The organism is Lapidilactobacillus wuchangensis, from assembly GCF_003946645.1.
GTDB lineage: Bacteria > Bacillota > Bacilli > Lactobacillales > Lactobacillaceae > Lapidilactobacillus > Lapidilactobacillus wuchangensis.
Window position 1 is genome coordinate 44,727 of record NZ_RHOU01000003.1, and the last position, 16,422, is coordinate 61,148.

The following is a 16,422-nucleotide window of genomic DNA, read 5'->3' on the forward strand; positions in this document are numbered from 1 at the left end:
TCATGTTATTGAATTCGTTTCAGACAAGCGATGAAGAAACCATCGCTATTCTCGTCGTCCATTAATAATTGAAAGTTCTTCTGATCACCAGTCCAGTTAAGCTCTTGAGCAGCTAAAACTGGCACCGCTTCAAAATTCGAATGAGTGGCCAAGAATTGTTGCACCACATCCTGGTTTTCAGCCGAAATAATTGTACAAGTACTATAAACTAATAAGCCACCAACTTTTAATTTAGGCGCCACTGCAGCTAAAATAGCTGCTTGAATTTTAGGTAGGCCGGCAATTTGCTCAGCTGTTTTGGCATAGCGAATTTCTGGTTTACGCCGCAACAAACCTAACCCAGAACACGGCGCATCAACTAAAATACGGTCAAAATTCGCATCTGGATAAGCTGAATCAACTTGGCGCGCATCTAATAATTTCGTTTGAATGCGATTGCTAACCCCTAAACGTTCTGCATTACGTCGAATCAAGTCTAACTTGTGTTGATGAATATCTAACGCCACCACATGACCGCCCGAATGAGGATCCAAGTATTCGGCAATATGCGTGGTTTTACCACCAGGTGCAGCACAAGCATCAAGGACAACTTGATTTGGCTTCACTTGTAAACTAGGGGCAACTAACATTGAACTTTCATCTTGAACCGTGAATTCACCAGCTGCAAACGCAGGTTCTTGAGCAAAATTACCACCTTCAGCGCGTAAGCCCGCAGCACTTAATGGACTGTCAGTTAGGGTTGGATGATCAGGTAGCAAATCAGCCAGTAAGGTGGCGCGATCTGTTTTAACCGTATTCACCCGAATTGAGGCAAATGGCGGTTGATTGATCACAGCAAAAAGTTGTTCACAACGGGCCAGACCATATTGATCAACTAAACGTTTGGTCAACCACAAAGGCACACTACCCGTAACACTAAGCCGTTGCACTGGGTCACTTATTTCAGTATAATCTGCTTCGCCATGACGCTGAACTTGCCGCAAAATAGCATTGACTAAGTTGGCATAACGGCCACCATCCCGTTTTTTAGCAATTGCAGTCGCTTCGTTAAAAATAGCATGGGCGGGAATTTTATCCAGAAAGAGGAACTGATATAGGGCCACGCGTAAATCGACTTGGACCCATAATGGTAATTGTTCAGGATGTTTAGCAAAACGTTGCCAATTATAATCCAACCGCAACTGCCACTGAATCGTACCGTAAAGTAACCGGGTGACCAATTTCTGATCAACTAAACTTAATCGTTCCCGATTTAAAACCTGATTTAATTCCAAGTTAGCATACTGTTGCTTATTAATAATATTTTCTAATAAATGAACTGTTAAAGCGCGTGTTGTTTGTTTTGCCATTATTCAACCACCTGTTGGCCCGCGACGAATTCGTCAAGATAGCCATTCATAAAATTACTAATTGGCATCGGTTTCTTACCGGCTGGTTGAATTGTCTTGATTGCCCAAACCGAACCAGTTCCTGCTGATAACCAAAGTTGCTTTTTGTCAGCCTTAACAACGAATCCTGGTGCCAAGCTCGTTGACAAATCAGCCACGGCACTATCCCAAATTTTAACCCGTTGCCCAGCCAACTCTAAATAAGCGATTGGATCTGGTCGTAAACCGCGAACTTTATCAACTAATTGTTTAGCAGTTTGCTGCAAATTTAACTGTTCTTCTTCAGGCTTAATATTCGGTGCAAAGGTTACTTGATCAGGGTCTTGCGGCACCTTGATCATGGTACCAGCAATAATTTTCGGTAAGGTGGTCATTAATAGGTCACGGCCAGCTAAACTCAAGTTCTGGAAGACCGCCGCATTATCGTCAGTCGCAGCAATGGGTACTTTAACTTGGCTGATCATGTCACCAGCATCCATTTTGGCAACCATTTCCATGATGGTAACCCCGGTTTCAGTATCACCATTCATAATTGCCCGTTGAATTGGGGCACCACCACGATATTTAGGTAACAATGAGCCATGGACATTTAAAGGTAAAATTTTAGCCGCTGCTAATAATGACTTCGGCAGAAATTGGCCAAAAGCCGCGGTAATTAATAAATCAGGTTGTAAGGCAATCAGCTCAGCCAGTTCAGGACTTTTAGTCAAGCGGGCTGGCTGATATATTTTAATACCTAACGCCGTCGCCGCAACTTTAACTGGCGATGGGGTCAGTATATGTTTGCGCCCCACTGGTTTATCTGGTTGGGTGACAACGGCTAAAATTTGGTATTCAGGTTGAGCCGCTAAAGCTTGCAAAATTGGCACGGCAAACTCAGGTGTACCCATGAAAACGATTGATGTCATACTTTTGCTCCTTATCAAGAAGGCCACTAAGAGAATTGCAATGGTTCACGATCGATCCGCAACTGGAAGCCCGACTCTTTTTGCATGTCTTGAGTCAACTGTTGCAAAGCTGCAAATAACTTAGGTTCTTGCTTATATTTAATAATTAATTGATAGTAATAGCGATTATTGATCCGGGCAATCATTTGCGGCACTGGGCCTAAAACAACTGCTTGCGGTGACAAAATCGGTAATAATTGACGTTGAATTTGGAAAATTTTCTGAGCAGTTAAATCCTCTTGAGGATGGCTCACCGACACCAGAATTGTGTAATAGTACGGTGGATAGCCACCTAAGTGACGCAAATGCATTTCCTGCTGATAAAAAGCCTCATAATCCTGTTTAGCTGCTAACTGAATCGCATAGTTATCAGGATTATACGTTTGGACGATCACTTCACCAGCTTTATTGGCTCGGCCGGCCCGACCACTCACTTGGGTCAATAATTGGAAAGTCCGTTCACTGGCCCGAAAATCAGGCAAGCTCAAGGACGTATCAGCATTGATCACCCCAACTAAAGTCACATCAGGGAAATCCAAACCTTTGGCAATCATTTGTGTTCCTAGCAAAATATCGGCTTGATGTTGGCCAAATTTTTTAATGATTCTGGCATGGCCACCCTTTTTAGAAGTGGTATCCACATCCATCCGCAAAATACGCGCCGTTGGTAATAATTCTTGCAAATCTTGCTCGATTCGTTGAGTACCAACACCAAAACTACGAATTTGTCGACTATGACAATGAGGACATTCTTGAGGAATTGGTTCTTGATGACCACAATAATGACACTTCAGCGCGTGAATATCTTGGTGGAGCGTTAATGAAATATCACAATTAGGACATTTAATCACCTGACCACAATCACGACACATAATAAAATTAGCATACCCGCGCCGATTAAGCAAAAGGATACTTTGTTCGCCAGCTGCTAACCTTTTCTGCAGCGCATTCATTAATGTGACGGACAAACTTGTCTTGCCCAGGATCTTATCAGCTTGGCGCATGTCGAGAATATTGACGGTTGGCAGCTGGGCCGCTTGTGGTCGTTTTGTCAGGCGCAATAATTGATAAACGCCCTTCTGCGCGCGGGCCCGGGATTCTAACGAAGGCGTAGCACTGCCGAGAATGACTGGACAATGGTGAATTGAACTGCGGTAAAGAGCAACATCGCGAGCATGGTAACGCGGCATATCTGACTGCTTATAACTGGCTTCGTGTTCCTCATCGATGACGATGACGCCAATGTTTTTCAATGGTGCAAAAACTGCTGAACGTGCACCAACAACAACTTTAGCTTCCCCACGCTCGATTCGGCGCCACTCATCAAAACGCTCACCTGCAGAAAGGCCACTGTGTAAAACTGCCACCTGTTTTTGGAAACGTTGGCGAACTCGATTAACCATTTGTGGTGTCAAGGCAATTTCCGGCACCAGCATTAAAGCTGTGCGTCCTTTTTTTAAAGCCTCAGCTAGCGCCTGCAAATACACTTCAGTCTTGCCACTGCCAGTAATTCCTTCTAATAAGAAGACTTGTTGCTGCTGAGCGACAATTTTGGGATTGATTGCGGCCAATGCAGTCTGCTGTTCATCCGTCAATTGATGTTGCGCTTCAGTCACTGCCATGCTGGATGGCCGCCGATATGATTCAACTTCTTGACTAGCAAGCCAGTGCTTTTTAACCGCACTGGTCAGCGTACCACGGGCTAATGCGGGCAACTGTGCTTGCCAGTCAGGCCAAGCACCAGTGAAAGTAACATTATCTTTTAAAAAGTTCAATAAAAGTAGTTGCTGATGGGCATTGGCCCGAGTTGCCGCCAACTGATCAGCAATGGCAGTGGCCGATAATAAATTGTGATAAACCAGCACTTGTTTAACGCCCAAACGTTGGCTGACTTGATACTCTATCGTTAAGGCACCTTGTTGTTCCAAAAGTTTCAGCTTCTGCATTAACTTAGGATCCAGCTGAGCCGGGATCTTACCATGTAAGGGACCATCTAAAAAAGTTGTTAATGGCGAATCAGGAGGCAACGGTGCACTTAATGTAAAAAAGCGCTGATAGTTAGCCCGTAAGGCATTGGGCAGCATGGTTTGTAAACAACTAATCAGAAATGAAAAAGTATCTTGTGCTAACCAAGCTGCCATGTCAAACGCTTCTTGGTTCAAGACTGGTTCTAAATCTAAAATTTTACGAATTGGTTTTAGCTTGCCATTAAATTCAGACGTGGTCGCTAACTGCCAGATGAAGCCTTGGCGCAAATGACCTTGGCGGCCAAAAGGCACTAAGACTCGCATTCCTGGCTGGGCCAAATGATCAAGTTCTGCTGGAATCGCATAATCAAACGGCCGATTGGTTTGTTGCGCGGGAATATCAATAATAATTTGTGCGATCATACCAGCGTTCCTCCCCGATTAATCACGAATAACAATTGTCTATAATTTTAAGTACGCACAAATCTGTTTAATAATTTCAGTGGCCATCAAGTCCTTGGTCATTAAGGGCAAGGTAACTTGGTGACCATCACGAAACAGTAAGGTGCCCTGATTTTGATCAACATTAAAGCCACTATCCTGACGGCCGACTGGATTAGCAATAATTAAATCCAAATGTTTTTTGGTTAATTTGGTTTGAGCATTAGTCAATAAATTTTCAGTTTCAGCCGCAAAGCCAGCGACAAACTGATCAGGATGGGCTACTGGTAAACTAGCCAATATATCTGGATTCTTAGTCAGGGTCAAGGTTAAGTCAGTTTGACCAGCTTGCTTTTTGATTTTCTGAGTTGCTGGTTGGGCGCTGCGAAAATCTGCTGGCGCTGCTGCCATCAACAATAAATCTTGCTGTGAAAACTCAGCCTGGATTTGCGCCATTAATTCAGCAGCACTAGTCACTGAAATAACCTTGGCAGGAATAGTCAAAGGACGAGCGACACTACTAATCAGCGTGACCTCAGCACCAGCCGCGTAAGCCGCCGTTGCTAGGGCATAGCCCATTTTACCAGAGGAATGATTGCTGACGTAGCGCACTGGGTCAATTGCCTCACGAGTGCCGCCAGCTGTCACCAAAACCCGCTTACCAGCTAATGGTTGTGGTTGCGTTTGTCGCCAATAAGTTTGCACAACCAAGTTGAAAATCGTCGCTGGTTCTGGCAAACGTCCCTTTGCCTGATAACCTTCAGCCAAAAAACCAGTTTCTGGTTCGAAAACTTGGCGACCATCAGCAATGAGTTGATGCAAATTACGCTGAGTCGCTGGTTGCTGGTACATTTGATCATTCATTGCCGGAAAGAAATAAACTGGCTTAGTCGTGGCCAAAATCGCAGTCGTCGCTAAATTGTCTGCTAATCCTTGAGCGGCTTTAGCAATCGTATTGGCCGTAGCTGGTGCGACCACAATCAAATCAGCCCACAACGTCAAATCAAGATGAGCCAAATCAGCATCATTGGTCTGCAAATATTGATCCGTATAAACTGGATGTTGACTGACGATTGCTAGTGATTTAACCGCCACGAATTCTTGAGCTGCAGCAGTAACCACTACTTTCACTTCAGCACCAGCTTTAATAAACAAGCGCACTAATAAAGGCATTTTATAGGCGGCAATGCCACCAGTAATAATTAAAAGAATGTGTTTATCCCGAAGATTCACGCTGGACCACCTCACCAAATGATTGCTACCATTTTTTCAGAAAAATAATGACTTAATAAATAAAAAAGAAACCTTCTTAAAACTCTCGGGAGTTCAGAAGGTTATAATCTATTAATTATCTTGTTGATCAGTTTTCTTTTCATCAGCTTGTTCAGCTTGCTTAAATTGTTCGGCTTGATCAATTGCCTCAGCATCTTGTTCTTTTAAGTCAGAATTAGGATCAATCTCAACCTTACCATCAGCAATTTCTTCAAAAGCCATACCAACAGTTTTGCCGGATTTATATTTATCAAGCATTTCAAACGAACCAGATTCTAATTCATGCGCACGCTTAGCCGCTAAAATAGCTAATGAATAACGTGAATCAACTTTTTCCAATAACTTGTCAATTGGTGGATATGAAATCATATTAATCTTCTCCTAACATATTCTGATATGTGTCCAACACCCGAGCAACTCGGAGATGTTCACTAGCAATAATGTGTTCAATCCGATCCACAGCCTTGTCAACTTGATCATTGACAACTGCATAATCATAGTTTGTCATTAAATTGATTTCTTCACGAGCCTTTTGCATCCGACGGGCAATCGTGGCACTATCATCAGTCCCACGTTTCTCAATCCGTTGCTGCAAAATATGCAAATCAGGTGGTGTTAGAAAAATAAAGACACCATCACTCACCTTACTGCGGACCTGCATCGCCCCGCGAACTTCAATTTCCAATAAAACATCTTGACCGTCGTTCAACATTTGATTAACATAGCGCAACGGCGTGCCATAATAGTTGCCAACATACTGGGCATACTCAAGCATACCACCTTGAGCAATTTCATCCTCAAATTCAGCTTTAGTTCTAAAATAATAATCAACGCCATCAACCTCGCCTGGACGTGGTTGACGAGTGGTCATCGAAATCGAATAACGAAACTGTTGACCGTACTTGGCCACCATTGCTTGCCGCACAGTTCCCTTACCAACGCCAGATGGTCCCGATAAAACAATTAACATACCTTTTTTAGTCATGCAAAAGCTCCTAAGCCAAAAATGATTAATACTTATATAATGACCTTTTTTTCAACATTTTTCAAGTACTTTTAAAACAAGTTGTGAGGGTTGGTGTTCTTTTAGCGTAGTATAATTTCAAATATTTACATGAGCAGCAACGCTGATCGTGTGAATATTTAAATTATGCCTAGCTATTTACCAACCCGAACACAATTCCAACAAGTTGTGAGGAGCCGCGGGAGTTTGTATAGAATAATTAAGTTATTCCGCCAAGCAGCCCGGAACAGAGTCAGACGCCATTCTATTTGAAACTTATGACCCAGTCAATTTCGTGACTCAGCAGCAATCATTAAGCACAAAAGAGTGTTCGCATTTGTCATTTCAAAACAAATTCACTGACTTTAAAATTTTTTCAAACAGCATCCTCAATAACCGCGCGCTTTTTGACATTACCACCCTAGTCGCCAGCAATAATTTTCCAAAAAGAGCTTGCTTTTAGAACAAATGTTCGTATAATAAGAGATGCAAACAAATGTTCGGAGGAAAATAACATGGCAACTTTAAAACAGATCAAACAACAAGTTAAGCATACTTTAAATTTCTTTTTCGACTTGGATGATGATACCACAATCGATGCCCCAGTTACACCTGCAGCAATGCAAGTGCCTATTATGAATCCGCAACTATTGCAGGAGCAAATGACTGCGTTGGTGACCAAACCACAGACAGTTGCTTTACAAATCAAAACTGATCAGCCTAACCAACGACAGACTCAGTTTCTAGTTGGCCAATTTCGCACCGTTAATTGGCAAAACAATACCGCTGTTTTTCGCATTAGTCATAGCAACTTAATTCAATTGGTTCGTTTTGACCAAATTATTCGAATTGCAGCTTAATTAATTCTGTTTACCCCTTTTGTTTCACCTAAAACCGAAAAGAAGTTATGACGACTCACTTACCGAGCCGGCATAACTTCTTTTTTTTTGACTTAAAATTTAAAATTAAAGATGCGGCCAGTTTATAAACCGACTAGCGCTCGGATCAGGATGCGTATTGGTTAGTTCTGCCACAGCCCGTAAGACTAATGGTGAGGCATTATCCAGCGAGAGTGTTGCCATTGGTTGCCAAGAACCGCCATTAGAATCATTCCGACCATCGGCAACCTGCTGCGGTAGCGCTGCTTGAGGTGTCGCAAATTGAACGTCAAATAAAGCAAAAATATGATGGACAGTATAATCTTGCCCCTGCTCTTGAACAAAAGTATCGTAAACCCGATTGTGACTAAAACTAAGTACCTCATGGCCCGTCTCTTCTTTAAACTCACGCCGCAAAGTGGTCACGAGATCTTCACCCGGTTGTTGACTACCACCAGGCAAGTCAGAGCGATTTTCATAAGGAACGGCATTCTTACGGATACAAAGCAACTGATCATCACGTCGACAAACGGCATAAACACCAAAATGCTGGCGAATTTCCATCACTGCCATCTCCAATTAAAGAACTTATTTTTTCCGATGCTGTTTCAAATCATCGGCCTGTCGTAATAATTCAGCCGCGTGTTCCTCAGCCAGCGTAGTTACCTTGGTACCAGCAGTCATTTTAGCTAAAACCAAAACCCGTTGATCGCCAGTTACTGGCTGCAAAGTTGTCGTCGTTTCACCGTGTTGCACCTTTTTCTCAATTAAGTACTGGTGGTCACTCATCGCCGCTACTTGTGGTAAATGCGTGATACATAATACTTGCGAATATTGGGCTAACAGATTAATTTTGTCGGCAATTGCTTGAGCCACTCGACCACTTACACCAGTATCAACCTCATCGAAAATAATGCTGGTTACGCCCTCATTATGAGCAATAATTGTTTTAATCGCCAACATAATTCGTGACAACTCACCACCAGACGCAATTTTGACTAACGGCTTTAAATCTTCGCCCGGATTGGTCCGCAAATAAAATTCGGCATGATCCTGACCACTACTCAAATATTCACCTTGATTAGTCGTAAAGTGTACCGAGAACACGGCTTTTTCCATGTAAAGTGAGCTTAACTGCCGATGAATATCGGCGGCCAATTTTTTAGCAACTTGTTGCCGCGCCTTCGTTAATTGGTTGGCCAAGTCAGCTAATTGGCCCTGGATTTCTTTAAATTCAGCCGCAATTTGATCACCATCATTGGTCACTTTTTGCATTTGCTGATACTCAGTTTTAATTTTGGCCTGGTATTGCTGAACATCACTTAAATCGGGACCATATTTACGTTTCAGATTATTGATCACTTCAAGCCGCTGTTCAATTTCATTGAGCCGATCTTCATCAAACTCTAAATTATCTAACTCGTTTTGAACGCTAGTACTAACATCCTGCAGATCATAATAAATACTATTAATATGATCGGAAAGTTCCTGATATTCAGGACTTAACTGGGCAATGTCAGCGAGTTGACCTCGAGCGACTGCCGTTAAATCCATGGCGTTTTGATCCTCATTGGTGAGCACCGCCAAACTTTGTTGTAGCGCAAAATTAACCCGTTGAAAATTCGTTAAGCGATCACGCTCTTGGGTTAATTGGTCGTCCTCATTTGCCTGCAACTTTGCCTGATCGATTTCTTGTAATTGAAATTGCAACATATCCAGTCGTTGCGCATATGCTTGTTCATTCCGGTTACGATCATCTAACTGCTGTTTTAAACGCCGATATTTGCCATAGACTGCTTGATAATCTGCTTTGATCTTGGCAATTTTCTGATGCCCGTATTGATCCAAAATGGCTAAATGTTGTTCTGGATTCATTAATTCCTGATGTTCATTTTGACCATGGATATCAACTAATTGTTCACCAATTTGTCGCAAAACAGTGGTGGTCACAATCTTATTATTAATTCGACAAACGTTACGGCCATTGCGGCTCAGTTCCCGCTCCAACAGAATGTTTTGACCATCTAGTGGCAAATCATTCTCGGCGAACAACGCCTGCAATTTATCGCCTAGCTTAACCACAAACAGGCCTTGAACGTCAGTTTTCTTAGCTTTACTGCGAATAAAATCGCTGGAGCCACGACCACCGACCAACAGGCCTAACGCGTCAATAATAATCGATTTACCAGCACCAGTTTCACCGGTTAAAACAGTCATCCCCGTTTCAAAATCGACTTCTAAATGTTCAATAATTGCAAAATCACGGATAATTAAATTTGCTAACATACCAACTACCCTTTCATTAGCTAATCATTTCTAAATCAGTTGTGTTAAACGTTCCCAAATCCGGTTAATGGCTGCTGGTTCCGACTTCAAAATCAATAAAACCCCATCATCATTGTCCATGACCATGAACACTTCAGACCAATGTAATTGTTTTAAAGCCGCGGCCACCATTGGGCCACTGCCAGGAGCGGTCTGAAGACTAATCAAATTGTCCTGTTGTGCTAATTGCACATGGGCATTTTCAAATAAGTCACGTAAGGTTTGATCATCAGTGGCGGGCTGCTTTTGTTCGGCCACTCGGTAAACCAAGCCATGATTGGTGGCAACCTTAATTAAATTAAGCTCATTGATATCGCGCGAAATTGTGGCCTGAGTCACTTGGTAGCCCTGTTGCGCCAAATATTGCACTAGGTCCGCTTGGCTTTGGATCGTGCCTGTTTGAATTGCTTGTATAATGAGTTGTTGCCGTAATTGCTTCTTCATTTTTATCCCCTCAGACTAGCCGTGCAGAACTGCCCAAGCTTGCGCTACAACCTGCTTTATTTCTGAATCATAATTCTTAACGGTGGCAGTTTCCACTGAGTCAGTTAATTTGAAATACGCTAAAAACTCAATATTACCTGAACCACCAGTAATTGGTGAGAAATCAAGACCAGCAACAGAGAAGCCTTGAGTCTGGGCGAAATTTAGGATTTTCTCCAGAACGGCAATATGTACCTTGGCATCACGAACAATCCCATGCTTGCCAACATGTTCACGTCCCGCTTCAAATTGCGGCTTGATCAGCGCGACTAACCCACCACCAGGCACTAAAATTTTCGTCAATGGTGGCAAAATTAATTCCAAAGAAATAAATGACACGTCCGTCACCGCAAATTCGGGCTGGCCAGAAGTGAAATCTTCGGGCTTACTGTAACGGAAATTAACTCGTTCCATAACGGTCACTCGGGGATCTTCCCGTAATTTCCAAGCCAATTGATTATAACCGACATCCAAAGCGTAGACGAGTTTGGCACCGTTTTGTAGGGAAACGTCAGTAAAACCACCAGTTGAAGAACCAATATCCAAGACCGTTTTATCTTGCACGTCAATCTTAAATACTTTTAAGGCCTTGGCCAATTTAAAGCCACCGCGGGAAACATAAGGGTTGACTTGGCCCTTCACTCTTAAGGCTGTTTCAATTGGAATCTTCTCACCAGGCTTGTCGAGGCGTTCTTCATGGTCATTAACCACTTGCCCAGCCATGACCGCCCGTTTAGCTTGTTCCCGTGAAGAAAATAAGCCTTGCTGTACTAATAAAATATCGACACGTTCTTTTTTAATCATTTAATTTCTCCATCAAAATAACGTAAAAACTGCTGCAAACCTTGCCAATTTTCAGGCAAGGCTGCTAAAGCCGTTTGCGCGGCAGCGACTTGTGCGGCTAAGGCCTGTTGGGCACCAACAACTCCGAGCTGGGCCGGATAAGTATTTTTGCCCTCTTCTTGGTCTTTATGCACGGCTTTGCCCATTTTGGCCGCAGTACTATGAATATCCTGTAAATCATCAAAGATTTGAAAAGCCACTCCGAAATGATGGCCAAAATCAACTAAACTAGCACTAGTTGGTAAGGACAAGTTCAACCGACACGCAGCCAGCTGAAATGGTGCTGTCAACAACGCTCCGGTCTTCAGAGCATCTAGTTGTGCAACCGCCGCTAAACTATCTAAGCTGGTGCCAGTCTGGTGAATATCAATCGCCTGTCCAGCAACCATTCCTTGAGGGCCGCTAGCCGTTGCCAGAATCCCACATAATTGTCCAGCCTGGGGTAATGATAACCGACCCAACCACTGAAAGGCCAACGTTAGCAAACCATCACCGGCCAGAATCGCCATGGCTTCACCGAACTGCCGATGATTAGTTGGCCGACCACGACGATAATCATCATTATCCATCGCTGGTAAATCATCGTGAATCAAAGAATAAGTGTGAACCAATTCGATGCTACCAGCAATTGCCAAATCAACTTCAGGAACAATTTCTTGATAAGCGGCTACCGTTGCTAAATAAAGCAAGGGGCGGATCCGTTTGCCACCAGCTAATAACGAATAAGCCATGCTCGCTTGTAATTGCGGCTGTTGATCCACCTTACCAATTTCGTCACGTAAATAAGTATTTAACGTCTCCCGCCAATCCGCCGCTGAAAACGCTGCTGCCGATGCTGTCATGATGTTACCTCGCTTTCACCTTCGAGAACAGTTTGCAATAATCTCATCAATACTAGCACAAAAATAACGATTATCTGGCCGCGTTGACTGAACGCCAATTAACCAGTAAATCCTTATTTTTGGGCTTGATCAGTGGTTTGCTGCGGATCAAGTAAGCCAACTTCGCCTTGCTCATTGACAATTTGCGTTAAAGTGTTTTCGGCATCAGTTAAAGTTTTCTCCAATGAACGTGAAAGTTTGATCCCAGTTTGAAATTTGGCTAAGGCTGTCTCTAAAGGCACATCGCCTTGTTCCAATTCATTGACGATTGTCGTTAAGGCCGTTAAATTCTCTTCAAAAGTGGGCTGTTTTGTTTTACTTGTTGTCATTTGCTTGCTCCTTCTTTAAAACTTTCGCTCGCACAATCCCATCTGTTAAATGCACCTCAAATTGCTGATCAATTTGAAAATCAGCAACTTGGCGTAAAGGTTGGCCAGTAGTCGTCGTATTGTAGCTATAACCGCGATTTAAGGTACGTAACGGACTTAATTGATCAAGGTTACCCATTTGCGTCTGCACTTGCTGACGGCGCTGTTGCAAGGTAGTAGCCATCGCCCGAATCAAACGTTGTTGCAAATTAGTCACTTGCACTTGATTCGTGGCTAATCTAGTCTTGGGATTCAATTGTTGCAATCTTTGACCAGTTTGTTGGACTTGCCCTTGCTTTTGTTGTAAGTACGTTTGGCCCGCTCGCAAAAAACGCTGTTGTAATAAATCCAACTGCTGCGTATAGCCTTGATACAAACGTTCCGGATGTTGAAACAAGAAACTCTGTTGTTGCCGTTGTAATTGCTGCTGCGCAATCCGGAGAATCTTTTGAAAACTGCGTTGTAATCGCACCCGATCTTGGGCAATTTCGGTTAAGACTTCACTTAATTGTGGGGTTGCTAATTCAGCTGCGGCTGTAGGCGTTGCTGCTCGCACGTCGGCTACTAAATCAGCAATGGTCGTATCAGTCTCATGGCCAACTGATGAAATAATTGGGATTGGGCTGCGCGCCATCGTCCGGGCAACGATTTCTTCATTGAAAGGCCAGAGATCTTCTAATGAACCGCCGCCACGACCTATGATGATCGTATCAAAATCATTTTGCTGGTAAACTTGCTCTAAGCGTTGGACTAACGAATTAGCTGCCTGATCACCTTGAACCACAGCCGGAAACAAAACTAACTGCACTTTAGGATCACGGCGCTGACTTGTGGTAATAATGTCGCGAATGACTGCCCCAGATTGACTGGTAATAACTGCAATTCTTTGTGGATATTTCGGCAACTCGCGTTTATTCTGCTGAAATAACCCTTCCCCAGCCAGCTTCTCTTTCAACTGCTCATAAGCTTGGTAAAGGGCGCCAACACCGTCAGGCTCCATGCGCTCCACATAAATTTGGTAACTGCCGCTGGCTTCATATAAACCAATGCGACCGACTAATTGTACTTTCATACCAGTTTCGGGCACAAATTTTAATTTTTGAAAGGCGGACTTAAACATGATCGCACTAATTTTCGCGTGATCATCTTTTAAAGAAAAATACTGATGACTATTTGGTCGCAGCCGGAAATTCGATAATTCACCCGTTAAATAAACTCGCTGTAAGTAGGGATCAAAATCAAATTTACGCTTCAAATAAGTCGTCAACTGGGTAACGGTTAAATAATCCTGCTCAGCCACGTTGTGCTCGTTTCTCAGCGAGATCAGTTGTTTGACTTAATAAAGCTGCCACCGTCATGGGACCGACGCCACCAGGCACTGGTGTGATATAACTGGCAATTGGGGCCACAGCCTGATAATCAACATCACCAATTAACTTACCATTCACGCGATTAGTCCCGACGTCAATCACCACCGCGCCAGGTTTAACAAAATCGGCGGTGACATAATTAGGCTGTCCTAAAGCTGCTACCACAATATCAGCCGCTTGGGTCAAGGCAGCCACATTTTGAGAATGGGAATGGACGATGGTGACCGTCGCATCAGCAGCCAATAATAAACCAGCAATTGGGCGGCCGACAATTAAGCTGCGACCTAAAACTACCGCATTTTTGCCAGCCACATTAATCTGGTACTGCTGCAACAGCTTCATAATTCCGGCAGCGGTCGCGGGCACCAAGTCACTGCGGCCTGACCATAATTGGCCCAGATTATAAGGGTGGAAACCATCAACGTCCTTAGCTGGATCAACTGCCAACAAAACCGTCGCTTCATCAATTTGCACTGGCAGTGGTAACTGCACCAAAATGCCATCAATTGCAGCATCGTGATTTAACTCAGCAATCACCTGTAATAATTCACTTTGAGTCACTGTTTCTGGCAAGCGGCGGACAATCGAACGAATCCCCACTTTTTCTGCCTGTCGTGCTTTCATTCGTACATAAATTTCACTGGCGGGATCATGACCAACAAGCACTACCGCCAAACCAGGAATGATTTGGGCCGTTGCCAATTGTGCAACGCGATGTGCAGTTTCAGCACGCCAATCACGCGCTGTTGCTTTGCCATCTAAAATAATTGCCAAATTAATTCCCCCTTCATAAAAAATACTCGTTCTTATTTTAACTTGTTTTCTAGCTTTTTCCTAGCGCGTTTAGTCAGCATTAAGATTAACTTAGCGAATAGTCAACCAAACGAGCTATTCTTGTGAAATGTGCTTTAGTAAATTTCAAATATTAGTAAAGATGATTAAACAGAATGGCGTCTGACTCTGTTTCGGGCTGCTTGGCGTGGAACGCTGCCGGCATTGATTTGAGCTTATTGCTAGCGCAACAATCTCAAATACAAGCCTTGTTCTAAGTGGCCCAGCCACTAAGAACAATTTGGCGGCTGACGCCAAGATCCCTCCACGCCGTCTGGAGTTAATTCAGTTCACGTTATCTTTGTTAAAATTCGATGCAGCGATTGTAAATAGCGACAATTGATAATTCTTTATTTAGACTAGGAAATTAAATTGAGCATCACTAATCGGAAAATCAGATTGCCGAGTCTAACAAAATTTGATTGACAATTTTTCTAAGATAATCCAGAAACTATTATCGAGTGGTTTTTGTTGATTATCTAGTTGATAGTTCAAATCAAATCAAGTTGAATTATCTCGCGACATTTGCCTTAATCGCGAATAAAAAGTGAAGTGCACTACCTTAACTCCAGACGGAATGGAGGGCGTGGTTGTCAGCCAATCGGGTTTTATTTGCGTAGGAGCTTGCGAGAAGCAGCCAAATTTGTCTTGCCGCTTTAGCGGTTAGACAAAGGCTCGTATTTGAAACAATTGCGGTTTTTCAATTGGTTCAAATCGATGCCGGCCGCGTTCCACAACCAGCAAGCCCGCAATGCAGTCAGAACCAATTCTGTTTTGGACATTTGTTACAAGATTCAATCAGTAAGTCGGAACAGAGTCAGCCGCCGTTCTGCATTACCCGCCTTAATGCAAACAATCCTGTGATACTTTAACAGTTATCACAGGATCGCTTTTTAAACTATCAAATTGACTGACTCTTAATAAAACTTATTTCTTTTTGAAATCACTGACGAACCAGTTAGTTGGGCTTATTACTTCGCCGGCGCTGGTAAAAAGCTAGCTAAGACCCCATTAATAAATTTCTCAGCATTAGCATCACTAAATTCCTTGGCCAGCTGAATTGCCTCGTTAATTGCGACCGCATTGGGAATTGTCGGCTGGTTTTGAATTTCATCTAAACCAAGCCGCAACAAAATTAAATCAGTTCGCGATAAACGTGCTAAAGTCCAACCCTTCTTCAATTTAGGCGTTAAGGCCTGATCGAGTTCAGTCTGTTTAGCAGAAACTTCCGTAACTAATGTTTCCAAATAAACTTGATTTGGATCAGACTTATCAAGCACTACTGGTGTTTGATCATCATCTTGATGATTTTCTTGAATCGCTAAGACAATTTGTAAGGCTCGCGGAATACTTAAGTCGGGATTACTAGCCAACATAAATAAAGCCTGAAAAGCAAGTTTACGTGTCTGATGACGATCTAACATT

General features: G+C 43.1%; 16 protein-coding genes. 1 reads left to right on the forward strand and 15 read right to left on the reverse strand.

Going from position 1 to position 16,422, the window contains the following annotated elements:
- Positions 1–5: 5 nt before the first annotated feature.
- The 6 genes from rsmB to gmk all read right to left on the reverse strand — a co-directional run bounded on the left by rsmB (position 6) and on the right by gmk (position 7,000).
- Positions 6–1,349, reverse strand: coding sequence for a 16S rRNA (cytosine(967)-C(5))-methyltransferase RsmB (gene rsmB, locus EKM82_RS03820; protein WP_125766998.1), 1,344 nt, complete (start codon positions 1,347–1,349; stop codon positions 6–8).
- Complete coding sequence (fmt, locus tag EKM82_RS03825; protein WP_125766999.1) at positions 1,349–2,296, reverse strand: methionyl-tRNA formyltransferase; 948 nt, start codon at positions 2,294–2,296, stop codon at positions 1,349–1,351. Before fmt ends, rsmB begins: the two co-directional genes overlap by 1 nt.
- 26 nt (positions 2,297–2,322) lie before the next feature.
- Positions 2,323–4,725 (reverse strand): primosomal protein N', encoded by a 2,403-nt coding sequence (gene priA / locus EKM82_RS03830; protein ID WP_125767000.1) that lies wholly within the window; start codon positions 4,723–4,725, stop codon positions 2,323–2,325.
- 39 nt (positions 4,726–4,764) lie between these two features.
- A complete protein-coding gene (gene coaBC / locus EKM82_RS03835; RefSeq protein WP_125767001.1) occupies positions 4,765–5,976 on the reverse strand; it encodes a bifunctional phosphopantothenoylcysteine decarboxylase/phosphopantothenate--cysteine ligase CoaBC in 1,212 nt (403 codons plus the stop codon).
- A gap of 111 nt (positions 5,977–6,087) precedes the next feature.
- Positions 6,088–6,384 carry a DNA-directed RNA polymerase subunit omega gene (gene rpoZ, locus EKM82_RS03840; RefSeq protein ID WP_125767002.1) on the reverse strand — a complete coding sequence of 99 codons (297 nt, stop codon included), beginning with the start codon at positions 6,382–6,384 and terminating at the stop codon, positions 6,088–6,090.
- Between the two features lies 1 nt (position 6,385).
- Positions 6,386–7,000, reverse strand: coding sequence for a guanylate kinase (gmk, locus tag EKM82_RS03845; RefSeq protein WP_125767003.1), 615 nt, complete (start codon positions 6,998–7,000; stop codon positions 6,386–6,388).
- Between the two features lie 533 nt (positions 7,001–7,533).
- On the opposite strand from gmk, the gene EKM82_RS03850 reads away from it, so the two are divergent.
- A complete protein-coding gene (locus tag EKM82_RS03850; protein WP_125767004.1) occupies positions 7,534–7,878 on the forward strand; it encodes a hypothetical protein in 345 nt (114 codons plus the stop codon).
- A gap of 105 nt (positions 7,879–7,983) precedes the next feature.
- Here the strand turns inward: EKM82_RS03850 and EKM82_RS03855 are convergent, their stop codons facing one another.
- The 9 genes from EKM82_RS03855 to nusB form a co-directional block, all read right to left on the reverse strand.
- Positions 7,984–8,460 (reverse strand): NUDIX hydrolase, encoded by a 477-nt coding sequence (locus tag EKM82_RS03855; protein WP_125767005.1) that lies wholly within the window; start codon positions 8,458–8,460, stop codon positions 7,984–7,986.
- Between the two features lie 24 nt (positions 8,461–8,484).
- The gene (recN, locus tag EKM82_RS03860; RefSeq protein ID WP_125767006.1) at positions 8,485–10,182 is read right to left on the reverse strand and encodes a DNA repair protein RecN; all 1,698 of its coding nucleotides are present in this window, start codon (positions 10,180–10,182) and stop codon (positions 8,485–8,487) included.
- Between the two features lie 30 nt (positions 10,183–10,212).
- Complete coding sequence (locus EKM82_RS03865; RefSeq protein ID WP_125767007.1) at positions 10,213–10,665, reverse strand: arginine repressor; 453 nt, start codon at positions 10,663–10,665, stop codon at positions 10,213–10,215.
- A 15-nt stretch (positions 10,666–10,680) separates the two neighbouring features.
- The gene (locus EKM82_RS03870) at positions 10,681–11,508 is read right to left on the reverse strand and encodes a TlyA family RNA methyltransferase (RefSeq protein ID WP_191988102.1); all 828 of its coding nucleotides are present in this window, start codon (positions 11,506–11,508) and stop codon (positions 10,681–10,683) included.
- Complete coding sequence (locus tag EKM82_RS03875; protein ID WP_125767008.1) at positions 11,505–12,389, reverse strand: polyprenyl synthetase family protein; 885 nt, start codon at positions 12,387–12,389, stop codon at positions 11,505–11,507. Before EKM82_RS03875 ends, EKM82_RS03870 begins: the two co-directional genes overlap by 4 nt.
- 113 nt (positions 12,390–12,502) lie before the next feature.
- Positions 12,503–12,757, reverse strand: coding sequence for an exodeoxyribonuclease VII small subunit (locus EKM82_RS03880; protein WP_125767009.1), 255 nt, complete (start codon positions 12,755–12,757; stop codon positions 12,503–12,505).
- On the reverse strand, positions 12,744–14,096 hold the full coding sequence (xseA, locus tag EKM82_RS03885; protein WP_125767010.1) for an exodeoxyribonuclease VII large subunit: 1,353 nt from the start codon (positions 14,094–14,096) through the stop codon (positions 12,744–12,746). Before xseA ends, EKM82_RS03880 begins: the two co-directional genes overlap by 14 nt.
- On the reverse strand, positions 14,089–14,940 hold the full coding sequence (folD, locus tag EKM82_RS03890) for a bifunctional methylenetetrahydrofolate dehydrogenase/methenyltetrahydrofolate cyclohydrolase FolD (RefSeq protein WP_125767011.1): 852 nt from the start codon (positions 14,938–14,940) through the stop codon (positions 14,089–14,091). Before folD ends, xseA begins: the two co-directional genes overlap by 8 nt.
- Positions 14,941–15,968: 1,028 nt before the next feature.
- Positions 15,969–16,421, reverse strand: a complete 453-nt coding sequence (nusB, locus tag EKM82_RS03895) for a transcription antitermination factor NusB (protein ID WP_125767012.1) — start codon at positions 16,419–16,421, stop codon at positions 15,969–15,971.
- Position 16,422: the final 1 nt, after the last annotated feature.